The sequence below is a fragment of the Streptomyces davaonensis JCM 4913 genome, from assembly GCF_000349325.1.
In the GTDB taxonomy this organism is placed as follows: Bacteria; Actinomycetota; Actinomycetes; order Streptomycetales; family Streptomycetaceae; genus Streptomyces; species Streptomyces davaonensis.
Map to the genome: position 1 here is coordinate 2059298 of NC_020504.1, position 14431 is coordinate 2073728.

Consider the following 14431-nt stretch of genomic DNA (forward strand, 5'->3'; position numbering starts at 1 on the left):
AGAGTTTCGGCAGTTCCTCGGTACCCTCGACCGAACGGAGCTCCCCCGTATGAAAGTCGCAGTTCTCGGCGCCGGTGCGATCGGCGCCTATGTCGGTGCCGCGCTCCATCGCGCCGGTGCCGATGTGCACCTCATCGCCCGTGGACCGCATCTCGCGGCCATGAGGCAGCACGGCGTGCGGGTGCTCAGCCCGCGCGGTGACTTCACGGCCGCCGCCCACGCCACCGACGACCCGGCCGAAGTCGGCCCGGTCGACTATGTGTTCCTGGGCCTGAAGGCCAACTCGTACGCGGCGTGCGGGCCGCTGATCAAGCCACTGCTGCACGACACCACGGCGGTGATCGCCGCCCAGAACGGCATCCCCTGGTGGTACTTCCACCGACACGGCGGCCCCCACGACGGACATCGCGTGGAGAGCGTCGACCCGGGCGGCGCGGTCAGTGCGGTGCTCGCGCCCGAACGGGCCGTCGGCTGTGTCGTCTACGCGGCGACCGAGCTCGAAGGACCGGGTGTCGTACGGCATTTGGAAGGCACTCGGTTCTCCATCGGCGAGCCCGACCGCACGGTGTCCAAGCGCTGTCTGGACTTCGGCGAGGCGATGATCGCCGGCGGTCTGAAGTGCCCGGTCGAGCCCGATCTGCGGGCGGACATCTGGGTGAAGCTGCTCGGCAACATCTCCTTCAACCCGATCAGCGCGCTGGCCCGGGCCACCATGCGGCAGATGTGCCTGCACGGCGGCACCCGCAAGGTGATCGAGACGATGATGGCCGAGACGCTCGCCGTCGCCGAGGCGCTCGGCTGCGAGGTCGGCGTCTCCATCGAACGCCGGATGGCCGGCGCCGAGAAGGTCGGCGACCACCGCACCTCCACGCTCCAGGACCTGGAGCGCGGCAAGCCGCTCGAACTCGACGTCCTCCTCGCGGCCGTCGTCGAGTTGGCGGAGATCACCGGCGTGGAGGTGCCCACCCTGCGCACCGTGCACGCCATCTCGGACCTGCTCGCGCTGAGGAGCGCCGCATGAGGAAACGGCAAGCGAAGACCTATACGAGGCTCACCCATCCCCTGATCAGGGACTCCCGCGACGGGCCCTTCCGGCAGGCGAGTTGGGAGGAGGCCCTGGACCGGGCCGCCCAGGGACTCGCCCGCAACCGCGGCGCGTTCGGCATGTTCTCCTGCGCCCGGGCCACGAACGAGATGAACTACGTGGCGCAGAAGTTCGCACGGGTCGTGATGGGCACCAACAACGTGGACTCCTGCAACCGCACCTGCCACGCGCCGAGCGTGGCGGGCCTGTCGGCCGCGTTCGGCTCCGGCGGCGGGACCTCCTCCTACGAGGAGATCGAGCACACGGACGTCATCGTGATGTGGGGCTCCAACGCCCGCTTCGCGCATCCGATCTTCTTCCAGCACGTACTGAAGGGGATCAGGAACGGCGGCCGGATGTACGCCGTCGACCCGCGCCGGACCTCCACCGCCGAATGGGCGGAGAGCTGGATGGGCCTGAACGTCGGCACCGACATCCCGATGGCGCACGCCGTCGGCCGGGAGATCATCCACGCGGGCCTGGCCAACGAGGCGTTCATCGCGCGGGCGACCACCGGCTTCGAGGAGTACAAGGCGCTCGTCGAGCCCTGGACACTCTCGCTGGCGGAGAAGGTGACGGGCGTACCGGCCGCCGCCATCAGGGAGTTGGCGCACGCCTACGCCCGCGCCGAACGCGCCCAGCTGTGCTGGACCCTCGGCATCACCGAGCACCACAACGGCACGGACAACGTCCGTGCGCTGATCAACCTGTCGCTGTTGACCGGGCATGTGGGGCGCTATGGCAGCGGATTGCAGCCCCTGCGCGGGCAGAACAACGTGCAGGGCGGCGGCGACATGGGCGCCATCCCCAACCGTCTCCCCGGCTTCCAGGACATCCTCGACGCGGACACCCGCCTGAAGTTCGAGTCCGCCTGGGACACCGTGATCCAGCCCCACTACGGCCTCAACCTCACCGAGATGTTCGAGGAGATGGAAGAGGGCTCACTGCGGGCCGTCTACTGCATCGGCGAGAACCCGGCGCAGTCGGAGGCTGACAGCGAGCAGGCCGTACGGCGGATGCGGGAGCTGGACTTCCTGGTCGTCCAGGACATCTTCCTGACGAGGACAGCGGAGCTGGCGGACGTCATCCTGCCCGCGACCGCGGGGTGGGCCGAGACCGACGGCACGACCACCAACAGCGAGCGCCGGGTCCAGCGGGTGCGGCGGGCGGTCGCCCCGCCCGGTGAGGCGCGCGAGGACATCGACATCATCTGCGAGCTGGCTGCCCGGCTCGGTCACGAGTGGAAGTACGCCGACGCCGAGGCCGTGTGGAACGAGCTGAGGTCCGTCTCGCCGGACCACTACGGGATGACGTACGAACGCCTGGAGCAGCAGCAGGGCATCCAGTGGCCGTGCCCGAGCACCGACGGCATCGAACCGAGCTATCTGCACGGCCGGTTGTGGGACCCGGACCCCGCGAAGAGGGGCCTGCCGGCGCCCTTCGGGCTCGTCCAGCACGACCCGCCGGTCGACCTCACCGATGACCAGTACCCGATCCGGCTCACCACCGGGCGGCGGCTCGACTCCTACAACACCGGTGTGCAGAGCGGGAGTTTCGCCTCCCCACTCAGGCGCGGCGAGTACGTCGAGCTGTGCCCGGAGGATGCCGAGCGGTACGGGGTCGTCGTCGGCGAGGAGGTCCAGGTGACTTCGCGGCGCGGTTCGGTGGTGGCGCCGGTGTGGGTCGACACCGCGCTGCGGCCCGGGCTCGCCTTCATGACCATGCACTTTCCCGACGAGGTGGACACCAACTCGCTGACGATCGAGGCGAACTGCCCGATCGCGGGGACGGCGGAGTTCAAGGCGTCGGCGATCCGGATCGAGAAGCTCCCCGTCGCGACCATCGTGAGGTGACCCAAGTGGACCTGCACTTCGGCGACAGCAAGCCGACGGACGACGAACGGGCGGCCGTCGACGCCCTGTTGGGACCCCCGGAGTCCTCATGGGAAGGCGCCGACCGCTCCGATGCCGACCTGAGGTGGGCGCGCGGCGGACGCGCCGCACGCGAGCGCCGGGACCTGCTGTTGCCGGGGCTGCACGCCATCAACGACCGGATCGGCTGGATCAGCGACGGCGCCCTCGACTACCTGTGCCGCCGGCTGACCGTGCCACCGGCGGAGGCCTACGGCGTCGCCACCTTCTACGCGATGTTCTCCGTCAAGCCGCGCCCCGCCACCGTGCTGCACGTCTGCACCGACCTCGCCTGCGCCGCCGCGGGCGCCGCCGACCTGTGCGCGGGCGTCGAGGCGAGCCTCGGCCCCGGCGTGCACGTCGAACGCAGCCCCTGCCTGGGCCTGTGCGAACGCGCCCCGGCGGCCCTGGCGATCAGAGCGGGCGACCCGGTGCGTACGGCGGTCTCGGCGCCCACCACCGTGCACGACGCCGTGCTCGCCGCGACCGCGCCGGACTCGGCGCCCGAGGAGCCGCCCGCGGCGATGGCGGTGCCCCAGGCCGGGGACCCGGGGCTCACCCTGCTCGGCCGGGTCGGCGTCGTGGACCCGGCGAGCCTCGACGACTACCGCGCCCACGGCGGCTACACCGCCCTGCGCCGGGCCTTCGAGCTGGGCCCGGCCGGCGTGATCCGCGAGGTGACCGACTCGGGCCTGGTCGGGCGTGGCGGCGCCGCCTTCCCCACCGGCCGCAAATGGCAGGCCACGGCGTCCCAGCCCGACCATCCGCACTACCTCGTCTGCAACGCCGACGAGTCCGAGCCGGGCACCTTCAAGGACCGCGTGATCATGGAGGGTGACCCGTACGCCCTGGTCGAGGCGATGACCATCGCCGCGTACGCGACCGGCGCGCACCACGGCTACCTGTATCTGCGCGGCGAGTACCCGCGCGCGATCCAGCGCATGGAGCACGCCCTCGCGCAGGCCCGCGCGCGGGGACTGCTCGGGCCGGACATTCTCGGTCAGGGGTACGCCTTCGACATCGAGATCCGCAGGGGCGCGGGCGCCTACATCTGCGGTGAGGAGACCGCCCTGTTCAACTCCATCGAGGGCTACCGGGGCGAGCCGCGCTCCAAGCCGCCGTTCCCGGTGGAGAAGGGCCTGTTCGGCAAGCCGACGGTGGAGAACAACGTCGAGACGCTGGTCAACGTCCTGCCCATCCTGACCATGGGCGCACCGGCGTACGCGGCGATCGGCACCCCGAAGTCGACCGGCCCGAAGCTCTACTGCGTCTCGGGCAGTGTGGACCGGCCCGGTATCTACGAGCTGCCGTTCGGCGCCACGCTGGGCGAGCTGCTGACGCTCGCCGGAGTGCGGGACGGGCTGCGTGCGGTGCTGCTGGGCGGCGCGGCGGGCGGATTCGTCCGGCCCGACGAGACGGACATCCCGCTCACCTTCGAAGGCACCCGGGAGGCGGGCACCACGCTCGGCTCGGGCGTGGTGATGGCCTTCGACTCCTCGGTGCCGCTGCCTCGGCTCCTGTTGCGCATCGCCGAGTTCTTCCGCGACGAGTCGTGCGGGCAGTGCGTGCCCTGCCGGGTCGGGACCGTGCGGCAGGAGGAGGCGCTGCACCGGATCGCGGAGCGGACGGGTACCGCGGCCGCCGAGGACATCGCCCTGCTCAGGGAGGTCGGCCGCGCCATGCGGGACGCCTCGATCTGCGGTCTGGGACAGACCGCCTGGAACGCCGTGGAATCCGCCATCGACCGCCTGGGGGCGTACGAATGACCGTGACACCGCTGGGGATTCCCCGCCGACTGCTGGAGTTCACGATCGACGGGGAGCCGGTCCGGGCGCCCGAGGGTGCGACCGTCCTCGACGCCTGCCGGGCCGCCGGGAAGGACATCCCGACGCTGTGCGAGGGCGACACCCTGCGGCCCAAGAACGCCTGCCGGGTCTGCGTCGTCGAGGTCGAGGGGTCCCGGACCCTGGTCCCGGCCTGCTCCCGCAAGGCCGAGCCGGGCATGGAGGTACGCACCGACACCGAGCGCGCCCGGCACAGCCGCAAGGTCGTACTGGAACTCCTCGCCTCCTCGGTCGACTTGTCGACCACACCGAAGGTCGCCGAGTGGATCAAGGAGTACGAGGCCAAGCCGGAGCGCTTCGGCCCGGATGCCGCCCGGCTCAACGAGGAACCCAAGGTCGACAACGATCTGTATGTGCGCGACTACGACAAGTGCATCCTCTGCTACAAGTGCGTCGACGCCTGTGGCGACCAGTGGCAGAACACCTTCGCGATCTCGGTCGCCGGGCGGGGCTTCGACGCCCGGATCGCCGTCGAGCACGACGCCCCGCTGACCGACTCCGCCTGCGTGTACTGCGGGAACTGCATCGAGGTGTGTCCGACGGGGGCGCTGTCCTTCAAGTCGGAGTTCGACATGCGGGCGGCGGGCACCTGGGACGAGTCGGCGCAGACGGAGACGACCACGGTGTGCGCGTACTGCGGAGTGGGCTGCAACCTCACTCTTCACGTGCAGGAGAATGAGATCGTGAAGGTCACCTCGCCGCACGACAATCCGGTGACCCACGGCAATCTGTGCATCAAGGGCCGCTTCGGCTACCAGCACGTCCAGAACCGGAACTGATCGGGGCTGATGGGGACATGGGACGAGTCACGGAACGACGCAAGGTGCTCCGGATCCGGGACGGGGCCGTCTCCACCCGGCCGGACACACTCGTCGCCGAGGAGCCCCTGGAGATCCGGCTGAACGGCAAGCCCCTCGCGATCACCATGCGGACGCCGGGGGACGACTTCGCCCTCGCCGCCGGGTTCCTGGTGAGCGAGGGGGTGCTGGGCGCGGCGGCGGACCTCCAGAACATCGTGTACTGCGCGGGCGCCACGGCGGACGGCTCGAACACCTACAACGTGGTGGACGTGAAGACGTCGCAGGGCGTGCTGATCCCGGAGATCACCCTGGAGCGCAACGTCTACACGACGTCCTCCTGCGGCCTGTGCGGCAAGGCCAGCCTCGACGCCGTCCGCACCACCGCCCGCTGGCCCATCGCCGACACTCCCCCGGTCCGCGTCGAACCCGAGCTGCTGGCGAGCCTCCCCGACCGGCTGCGCGCCTCGCAGCGGGTCTTCGACCGGACCGGGGGGCTGCACGCGGCGGCCCTGTTCACCGAGGACGGCGAGCTGCTCGACATACGGGAGGACGTCGGCCGGCACAACGCGGTCGACAAGCTGGTCGGCCGCGCCCTCCAGAACGGCGACCTGCCCCTGTCCCGCACCATCCTGCTGGTGTCCGGGCGGGCCTCCTTCGAACTGGCACAGAAGGCGGTGATGGCGGGGATCCCGGTCCTGGCAGCCGTCTCGGCGCCCTCGTCGCTCGCGGTGGACCTGGCCGCGGAGACGGGCCTGACCCTGGTGGGCTTCCTGCGGGGCTCCTCCATGAACGTGTACGCGGGCGAGGACCGGATCGCCCTGCGGGCCGCGGCCGCCCAGGGCTGAGGCGGTCACCCCGCGAACACGGCGGCGGGACCCTGACGGCGGGGAGCGCCCCCTGCGCCGCGGGGTCCCGCCGTTTCGCCCCATGGACCAGCGGCGCCCGGACCACTAGCGTCCCGGAGGGTGTCCTCCGACGTGCCGGTGATACGACGGACGGGAACCGGGATCGGTCTGGTGCTGGCCCTGGTTCTCGGGGCCGTGCTGCTCACCGTCCTCCCGGAGGACGACGGGACGGACGGCGCCTGTGCGGCTCGTACGGTGCGGGCCTGGGCCGCCGATGAGCGGCTGACCTCGGAGTTCGCCCGCTACGGCGACGACGCCGCGCGTACCGACGACTGGACGGGCGGCGACGGCACCCACTCGGTGCGGCTGCCGGACGGACGGGTGCTGTGGCTGTTCTCGGACACCTATCTGGGGCAGGTGTACGGGCCGCCCAACCCGGTCGGCGAGTCCTACGCCTGGCGGGACACCTCGGCGCCGATGGTGCGCAACTCCGCCGTGGTGATGCGGGACGGGCGGTTGGAGAGCACCTTGCCCGCTCCCCTGTTCGCCGATCCGGCGCCGGGGCAGTGGCGCTGGCCGGTCGCGGCCCGGGTGGAGCCCCGTCGGCCCGGCTCCCCGGAGCAGGTGCTGCGGGTGGTGCTGTGGGTGCGGACGGCGGGGCAGGCACCGTGGATCTACGGGGTGCCCGCGGCCACCGAGGTCGCCACGCTCTCGCTGCCCGATCTGCGGGTCGAGTCCACGGTCAAGGTCTTCGACCAGCAGCTCGTCGCGGATCCCTCCCGGCGGGTGCTGTTCGGCACGACGCTGGTGGAGCGGGACGGGTGGACGTACGTCTTCGGCGGCGACGACCGCCGGGCCGTGTCCCGCCCGGCCTCGCGGGCCTATGTGGCCCGGGTGCCGGAGGGCGGGCTCGCCGATCCGGCCGCCTGGGAGTACTGGGACGGCAAGAAGTGGGCGGCGGGGGTCCGGCCGCGCGCGGTGCTCGGGGACGGGCGGCGCACGGGCGTGGGCAGCGCCTTCTCGGTGGTGCGCGACGGGCCGACGTATGTGCTGTTCACGATGGCGGCGGGCGGGGACGGACTGACGACCGTGACCTCCTACTGGGCCTGCTCGCCGACCGGGCCCTGGCACGGGCCGACGAAGGACTTCAGCCCGTCCCTGCCGCAGGGACAGGTGGCCGCGTACAACCCGCAGACCCATCCGGAGCTGAGCGAGGACGGGCGGGTGGTGCTGAGCTACGACGTCAACTGGCTGGAGACCACCGGCGCCGCCGCCAACCTCAGCCGGAACGTGTCCCTGTACCGACCGCGATTCGTGACTCTGCGACTGGGGCCGGGGGGTTGAGCTCCTTGTCGTGGGAGCGCCGCTTGGCAATGACCGCACAGACCATGAGCTGCATCTGGTGGAAGAGCATCAGAGGCAGCACGGCGAGCGCGGCGTGGGCGCCGAAGAGGACGCTCGCCATGGGGAGTCCGGCGGCCAGGGACTTCTTGGAGCCCGCGAACTGGATGGCGATCCGGTCCTCGCGGTTGAAGCGCAGCGCCTTGGCGCCGTACCAGGTCAGCAGCAGCATGACGGTGAGGATCACGGCCTCCACGGCCATCAGTCCGCCGAGCCTGGCGGGGCTGACCTGGTTCCAGACGCCCGCGACCATGCCCTCGCTGAACGCGGCGTAGACGACGAGGAGGATGGAGCCGCGGTCGACGAGGCCGAGGAACTTCTTGTGCCGCAGGATGAATCCGCCTATCCAGCGCCGCAGCACCTGACCGGCCAGGAACGGCACCAGCAATTGCAGCACGATCTTCAGCAGGGAGTCGGCCGAGAACCCGCCGCCGTTGCCGCCGAGCAGGCTCGCCGCGAGGAGCGGGGTGGCGACGATGCCGACCAGCGAGGAGAACGAGCCCGCGCAGATCGCGGCGGGCACGTTGCCGCGGGCGATCGAGGTGAACGCGATCGACGACTGGACGGTCGAGGGCACCAGGGTGAGGAAGAGCAGCCCCTGGTAGAGCGGGTCGGTCAGCAGGACCGGGACCGTGCCCCGGGCGGCCAGGCCCAGCAGCGGGAAGATGACGAAGGTGCAGGCCAGGACGGTGAGGTGGAGGCGCCAGTGGCGCAGTCCGTCCAGCGCCTCACGGGTGGAGAGCCGGGCGCCGTAGAGGAAGAAGAGCAGGGCGATGGCGGCGGTGGCGGCGCCGTCGGCCACGTCGGCGCCCGTTCCGCGAGCCGGCAGCAGCGCGGCCAGGCCCACTGTCCCGAGCAGCAGCAGGATGTACGGGTCGATCGGCATCCAACGCGGCCAACGCAGGCGTTTCACTGTGCTCCACTACTTCGCTGTACGTCCGGTTCTCGGGCACGGTCGTGCCCTCTCCATCGTCCTCCGCGCCCTCGCGATCGGGAATCCCGCACACCACTCTGACTGTCATCACGTTCCCCGATAGCCTTGAGGGGTGTACGACCCCTCCCATCTGCGGACCTTCCTGGCGGTGTCCCAGACGCTGAGCTTCACTCAGGCCGCCCGGCGGCTCGGCCTGCGGCAGTCGACGGTCAGCCAGCATGTGCGGCGCCTGGAGGACGCGGCGGGCCGACAGCTCTTCGCCCGGGACACCCACTCCGTGGAGCTGACCGAGGACGGCGAGGCGATGCTCGGCTTCGCGCGGCGGATCCTGGAGGTCCATGAGCAGGCGACAGCCTTCTTCACCGGCACCCGGCTGCGCGGCCGGCTGCGCTTCGGCGCCTCGGAGGACTTCGTCCTGACCCGGCTGCCGGAGATCCTGGAGGGCTTCCGCTACGAGCACCCCGAGGTGGACCTGGAGCTGACGGTCGAGCTCTCGGGCACCCTGCACGAACAGCTGGCCGCCGGGAAGCTGGACCTCGTCCTCGCCAAGCGGCGCCCCGAGGACCCGCGGGGCGAGCCGGTCTGGCGCGACCGGCTGGTGTGGATCGGCGCCGAGCGGCTCCGCCTGGAGGCGGACCGGCCGGTGCCGCTGATCGTCTATCCGCCGCCGGGCATCACCCGCGCCCTCGCCCTGGAGGCCCTGGAGCGGCAGGGCCGCCAGTGGCGGATCGTATGCACCAGCGGCAGCCTCAACGGCCTCATCGCGGCGGCGCGGGCGGGCCTGGGTGTGATGGCCCACTCCCGCGGCCTGATCCCGCCCGGTCTGGTCCGGATGCCGGAGCGGTCGGGGCTCCCGGAGCTGGGCAGGGTGGACTTCGTCCTGGTCCACGGCCGACGCCGCCCGGCGGCCCAGGGCGCTGCGGACGCCTTGGCCGCGGCGATCCTCGCGGGCGGTGACCGATTGCACCGCCGCTGATCGGTCGTACAGATTCGGTGGAGATTACGGCGCGGAAACTTACTCAACCGTCGGCTTTCTGTCCGACCCTTCCCCATGTGCGTGCATTTTCGGTGACGGTTCAGCGGCGGCCCGGACCTCGTTCGGTATTTCACCCCCTCCCGTCCTGCCGGAGGGTCGGGTAGCTTTCACGGCCAGCGCGGAGCGTCACCGATGACGGGGCAAAGGAGCGGGGAGCGGGGTTTGCGCGAGTTCACCAACCCTCCGTTGGCGTTGGCACCGCCGGTGGGCGGACTGGCCGACGTGGTGTTCCAGCATGCCCAGGAGAACCCGGCGCACGTGGCGCTCGGCCGCAAGGACGAGACGGGGCAGTGGCGGGACGTGACCGCCGCCGAGTTCCGCGACGAGGTGCTCGCCCTCGCCAAGGGGCTGCTCGCCCGGGGCGTCCGGTTCGGCGACCGGGTCGCGATCATGTCCCCCACCCGCTACGAGTGGACCCTGTTCGACTTCGCCCTGTGGACCATCGGCGCCCAGGTGGTGCCGATCTACCCGACCTCCTCGGCCGAGCAGTGCTTCTGGATGCTCTACGACGCCGAGGTGACGGCGGCGATCGTGGAGCACGAGGACCACGCGATGACCATCGCCACCGTCATCGATCGGCTGCCGCACCTGCGCGAGCTGTGGCAGCTCGACGCGGGCTGCGTGCAGGAGCTGTACGACGCGGGCGCCCACCTCGACGACGACGTGGTGCACCGGCACCGCCAGGCGGTCACCCCGGACTCGGTCGCGACCGTCATCTACACCTCCGGCACCACCGGCCGCCCCAAGGGCTGTGTCATCACGCACGGCAACTTCATGTTCGAGGCGGACACCGTCATCGAGCGCTGGGAGCCGGTGTTCCACTCCAAGAAGGGCGACGAGGCGGCGACCCTGCTCTTCCTGCCGCTCGCGCATGTCTTCGGGCGGATGGTGCAGGTCGCCGCGATCCGCGGCGGTGTCCGCTTCGGCCATCAGCCGCAGATGAACGCGGCCGCGCTGCTGCCCGACCTCGCCGCGTTTCGGCCGACGTTCTTCCTCGCCGTGCCGTACATCTTCGAGAAGGTCTTCAACGCCGCCCGCCGCAAGGCCGAGAAGGAGGGCCGGGCCGGCGCCTTCGAGAAGGCCGTCGACGTGGCCGTGAGGTACGCGGACGCCATGGAGGCCAAGGCCTGGGGCATCGGCCCCGGACCGTCGGCGGGCCTGCGGATGCAGCACCAGCTCTTCGACAAGCTCGTCTACGGCAAGATGCGCGCGGCGATGGGCGGCCGGATCCGGCACGCCATGTCCGGCGGCTCGGCGATGGACCGCAAGCTCGGCCTGTTCTTCGCGGGCGCGGGCGTGCACATCTACGAGGGCTACGGGCTGACCGAGTCGACCGCGGCGGCCACCGCCAACCCGCCCGAGCGCACCCGCTACGGCACCGTCGGGCAGCCCATCCCCGGAATGACCGTGCACATCGCGGACGACGGCGAGATCTGGCTGAACGGCGGCAATGTCTTCCAGGGCTATCTGAACAACCCCAAGGCCACCGACGAGACCCTGCACGACGGCTGGCTCGCCACCGGCGACCTCGGCGCGCTGGACGAGGACGGCTATCTCACCATCACCGGGCGCAAGAAGGAGATCCTGGTGACCTCGGGCGGCAAGAGCGTCTCGCCCGGAGTGCTGGAGGAGCGGGTCCGGGACCATCCGCTGGTCGCCCAGTGCATCGTCGTCGGCAATGACCGCCCGTACGTCGCGGCCCTGGTCACGCTGGAGCAGGAGGCCGTCGAGCACTGGCTGAGCATGCGGGACAAGCCGCTGATGAGCCCGGCCCAGCTGGTGACGGACGCCGACCTGGAGACGGAGGTGCGGCGGGCGGTGGTCGCCGCCAACACCCTCGTCTCGCAGGCCGAGTCGATCCGGACCTTCCGTATCCTCGCCCAGCCGTTCACCGAGGAGCACGGATTGCTCACCCCGTCGCTGAAGCTGAAGCGCAAGGCGATCGAGAAGGCCTACGCGGGCGAGGTCGAGGCGCTGTACACGGCCTGAACCGGGCGGCGGGTCACACGAGTTGGTAGCCGCGCAGATTGCCGAGCAGCATGTGGCAGTCCTGGAGCGAGCCCGAAGTGTCGCCCAGGGAGCGGTAGATGCCCCACTTCGGGCGCACCCGGTCGGCGAGGAAGGTGTCCACGCCGGTCCGTGACCGGTCGATCAGCGTCGTGCCGCCCTGGCGCAGGATCCAGCGCACCGAGCCCGACGTACCGTCGCCGACCTTGATCTGGAAGTCGACGTCGGTCCATGAGTTGTGCAGCGGCGCGAGCGGGGTGCGGCCGACGAGGATGTTCGCGATGTGCAGCTTGAGCTCGATGGTCTGCACCCCGTCGACCCGGCGCAGCGACTGCACGACGATCGGCTGGGTGCCGGTGCCGGGCTGCTTCATCTGCATGATGTGCGTGAAGCTGGTCGTGGCCTTCAGCGAGCTCGGGATGTACATCGAGTACGTGATCCGCCAGGTCTGTCCGGGCAGCCAGCGCAGATGGGTCCCGGACGAGGTGCGCAGGCCGGTGACCTCCTGGCGCTGGCGGTCGGTGGAGGCGTCCCGGTCCACCATGTGCATGTTGAAGCGCCAGTTGGCGCCCTCGGTGCGAATGTGCGGCTGTCCTGCGGGGTGCGAGTCGGCGCGGTCGTCCTCGATGGTCTCGAAGGCGCCGAGCCCGTCGGCGCTCGCCGACGGCGACCACTTCAGCTGCCAGGAGGCGGCCTGTGCGGGGGTGGCGGGAAGACCGACGGCGGCGGTCGCACCGCCGAGGGCGGCGCCGAGCAGGGTCCTGCGAGTGGGGTTCATGGCTGCTCCCTCATGACATCGTGGGGGGTTCACGTACATGGACGCAGTTCACCATTACGTCCGATGGCGCCATTAGAGAGTCCCGGTATGACGGTCCACGGTCAATGGTCCGGACTGATTCACCGAACAGGAATGCAGCACGGCCCGTGATCGTTGACGATATGTAGTACCACCTGACGACAACCGTAAGGATCAAGAGCTCGTGAGCAGCAAGGTCCCCCCGATCATCCTCAACAACGGCGTCGAGATGCCCCAGCTGGGCTTCGGTGTCTGGCAGGTGCCGGACGACGAGGCGGAGCAGGCGGTCGGCACCGCGCTGGAGGCCGGGTACCGCAGCATCGACACAGCGGCGATCTACGGCAACGAGGAGGGCACCGGCAAGGCCATCGCCGCCTCCGGCATCCCCCGTGACGAGGTCTTCGTCACCACCAAGCTCTGGAACGCGGACCAGGGGTACGACTCCACCCTGCGCGCCTTCGACAGCTCGCTGGCCAAGCTGGGCCTGGACTACATCGACCTGTACCTCATCCACTGGCCCCTGCCGTCCAAGAACAAGTACGTGGACAGCTACAAGGCCTTCGAGAAGCTGTACTCCGACGGCCGCGTCAAGGCGATCGGCGTGTCCAACTTCCTGCCCGAGCACCTGGAGCGGCTGCTGGGCGAGACGTCGATCGTCCCGGCGATCAACCAGATCGAGCTGCACCCGCATCTCCAGCAGCGCGCCTCCCGCGAGTTCCACGGGGAGCAGGGCATCCACACCGAGGCCTGGTCGCCGCTGGGCCAGGGCAAGGGCCTGCTGGAGGTCCCGGCGATCGTGGCCATCGCCCAGAAGCACAACCGCACCCCGGCCCAGATCGTGCTGCGCTGGCACCTCCAGCTCGGCAACGTGGTCATCCCGAAGTCCGTCACCCCCTCCCGTATCCGGGAGAACATCGACGTCTTCGACTTCACCCTCGACACCGAGGACCTGGCCGCGATCAGCGCCCTCAACGAGGACCGGCGGATCGGCCCGAACCCGGCGACGTTCGACATCGGCTGAGACACCGTCATATGTGGGCGGCCCGGCCGACGGGCCGCCCACACGCGTCAGTTGGGCTGCCCGATCGGCCGTACGACGATGGTGTTCACGTCGACCCCGTGCGGCTGCCGGATCGCCCAGACGATCGAGTCGGCGAGCTGGTCCGCGGTGAGCAGATGGCCGGGCGGCAGGCTGCCGTTGCTGTCCCAGAACGGCGTCTCCACCCGGCCGGGCGCGATCAGCGTGACGCCGACGCCCCACTCGGTCACCTCACGGCGGGTGTTCTCGGCGAGCCCCGTCAACGCCCACTTGGTCGCGCCGTAGAGGTTGCCCGGCGTGTGCACGAACCCGGCGACACTGCCGACCAGGACGATCCGGCCCCGGGTCTCCTTCAGGGCGTCGATCGAGGCCCGGATGAGCAGCGCCGGTCCGAGGACGTTGGTGAGGATCATCTCCGGCCAGCCCGCCGGGTCCCCCTCGGCGACCGAGTCATGGGTGGCGATGCCCGCGTTGGCGACGACCGTGTCGATCCGGCCGAACTCCTTCAGCGTGGTCTCCACGGCGCCCTTGATCTGCTCGTAGTCCGAGGCGTCCCCGACGATCGTCAACAGGCCCTCGGGGTCCCCGAGTTCCTCGGCGAAGCCCCGAAGCCGCGCCTCGCCACGGCCGGTGACGGCCACCCGGTGCCCGGCGTCCAGCAGTTGCCGTGCAGCCGCGGCGCCGATGCCGCTCCCGCCGCCGGTGATGAGCGCGACCGGTGAGTCGGTCATGGTT

The 14431-nt window shown here is 70.6% G+C and carries 12 protein-coding genes; 9 read left to right on the top strand and 3 right to left on the bottom strand.

Annotated elements, in window-relative coordinates:
- The first annotated feature begins 49 nt into the window (after nucleotides 1-49).
- The 6 genes from BN159_RS09070 to BN159_RS09095 all read left to right on the top strand — a co-directional run bounded on the left by BN159_RS09070 (nucleotide 50) and on the right by BN159_RS09095 (nucleotide 7827).
- Nucleotides 50-1021, top strand: coding sequence for a 2-dehydropantoate 2-reductase (locus BN159_RS09070; RefSeq protein ID WP_015656644.1), 972 nt, complete (start codon nucleotides 50-52; stop codon nucleotides 1019-1021).
- The gene (locus BN159_RS09075; RefSeq protein ID WP_015656645.1) at nucleotides 1018-2937 is read left to right on the top strand and encodes a molybdopterin oxidoreductase family protein; all 1920 of its coding nucleotides are present in this window, start codon (nucleotides 1018-1020) and stop codon (nucleotides 2935-2937) included. The genes BN159_RS09070 and BN159_RS09075 overlap by 4 nt, the downstream gene beginning before the upstream one ends.
- A 5-nt stretch (nucleotides 2938-2942) precedes the next feature.
- Entirely contained in the window at nucleotides 2943-4760 is a 1818-nt protein-coding gene (locus BN159_RS09080; RefSeq protein ID WP_015656646.1) for an NADH-ubiquinone oxidoreductase-F iron-sulfur binding region domain-containing protein, read from the top strand.
- The gene (locus BN159_RS09085) at nucleotides 4757-5617 is read left to right on the top strand and encodes a 2Fe-2S iron-sulfur cluster-binding protein (RefSeq protein ID WP_015656647.1); all 861 of its coding nucleotides are present in this window, start codon (nucleotides 4757-4759) and stop codon (nucleotides 5615-5617) included. Before BN159_RS09080 ends, BN159_RS09085 begins: the two co-directional genes overlap by 4 nt.
- A 17-nt stretch (nucleotides 5618-5634) precedes the next feature.
- A complete protein-coding gene (fdhD, locus tag BN159_RS09090) occupies nucleotides 5635-6483 on the top strand; it encodes a formate dehydrogenase accessory sulfurtransferase FdhD (protein ID WP_015656648.1) in 849 nt (282 codons plus the stop codon).
- Nucleotides 6484-6603: 120 nt separating this feature from the next.
- Nucleotides 6604-7827 carry a DUF4185 domain-containing protein gene (locus BN159_RS09095; RefSeq protein ID WP_041818992.1) on the top strand — a complete coding sequence of 408 codons (1224 nt, stop codon included), beginning with the start codon at nucleotides 6604-6606 and terminating at the stop codon, nucleotides 7825-7827.
- Here the strand turns inward: BN159_RS09095 and BN159_RS09100 are convergent.
- Nucleotides 7763-8770, bottom strand: coding sequence for a bile acid:sodium symporter family protein (locus tag BN159_RS09100; protein WP_015656650.1), 1008 nt, complete (start codon nucleotides 8768-8770; stop codon nucleotides 7763-7765). The two genes, BN159_RS09095 and BN159_RS09100, sit on opposite strands and share 65 nt — an antisense overlap.
- 160 nt (nucleotides 8771-8930) lie before the next feature.
- On the opposite strand from BN159_RS09100, the gene BN159_RS09105 reads away from it, so the two are divergent.
- Nucleotides 8931-9794 carry a LysR substrate-binding domain-containing protein gene (locus BN159_RS09105; protein WP_015656651.1) on the top strand — a complete coding sequence of 288 codons (864 nt, stop codon included), beginning with the start codon at nucleotides 8931-8933 and terminating at the stop codon, nucleotides 9792-9794.
- A 222-nt stretch (nucleotides 9795-10016) separates the two neighbouring features.
- Nucleotides 10017-11843: an AMP-dependent synthetase/ligase gene (locus BN159_RS09110; RefSeq protein ID WP_041818995.1), complete on the top strand. Its 1827-nt coding sequence runs from the start codon at nucleotides 10017-10019 to the stop codon at nucleotides 11841-11843.
- 13 nt (nucleotides 11844-11856) lie between these two features.
- Here the strand turns inward: BN159_RS09110 and BN159_RS09115 are convergent, their stop codons facing one another.
- Complete coding sequence (locus BN159_RS09115) at nucleotides 11857-12639, bottom strand: hypothetical protein (protein WP_015656653.1); 783 nt, start codon at nucleotides 12637-12639, stop codon at nucleotides 11857-11859.
- Nucleotides 12640-12841: 202 nt separating this feature from the next.
- On the opposite strand from BN159_RS09115, the gene BN159_RS09120 reads away from it, so the two are divergent.
- On the top strand, nucleotides 12842-13678 hold the full coding sequence (locus BN159_RS09120; RefSeq protein ID WP_015656654.1) for an aldo/keto reductase: 837 nt from the start codon (nucleotides 12842-12844) through the stop codon (nucleotides 13676-13678).
- A 47-nt stretch (nucleotides 13679-13725) separates the two neighbouring features.
- Here the strand turns inward: BN159_RS09120 and BN159_RS09125 are convergent, their stop codons facing one another.
- Nucleotides 13726-14427, bottom strand: a complete 702-nt coding sequence (locus BN159_RS09125; protein ID WP_015656655.1) for an SDR family oxidoreductase — start codon at nucleotides 14425-14427, stop codon at nucleotides 13726-13728.
- Between the last annotated feature and the right edge of the window lie 4 nt (nucleotides 14428-14431).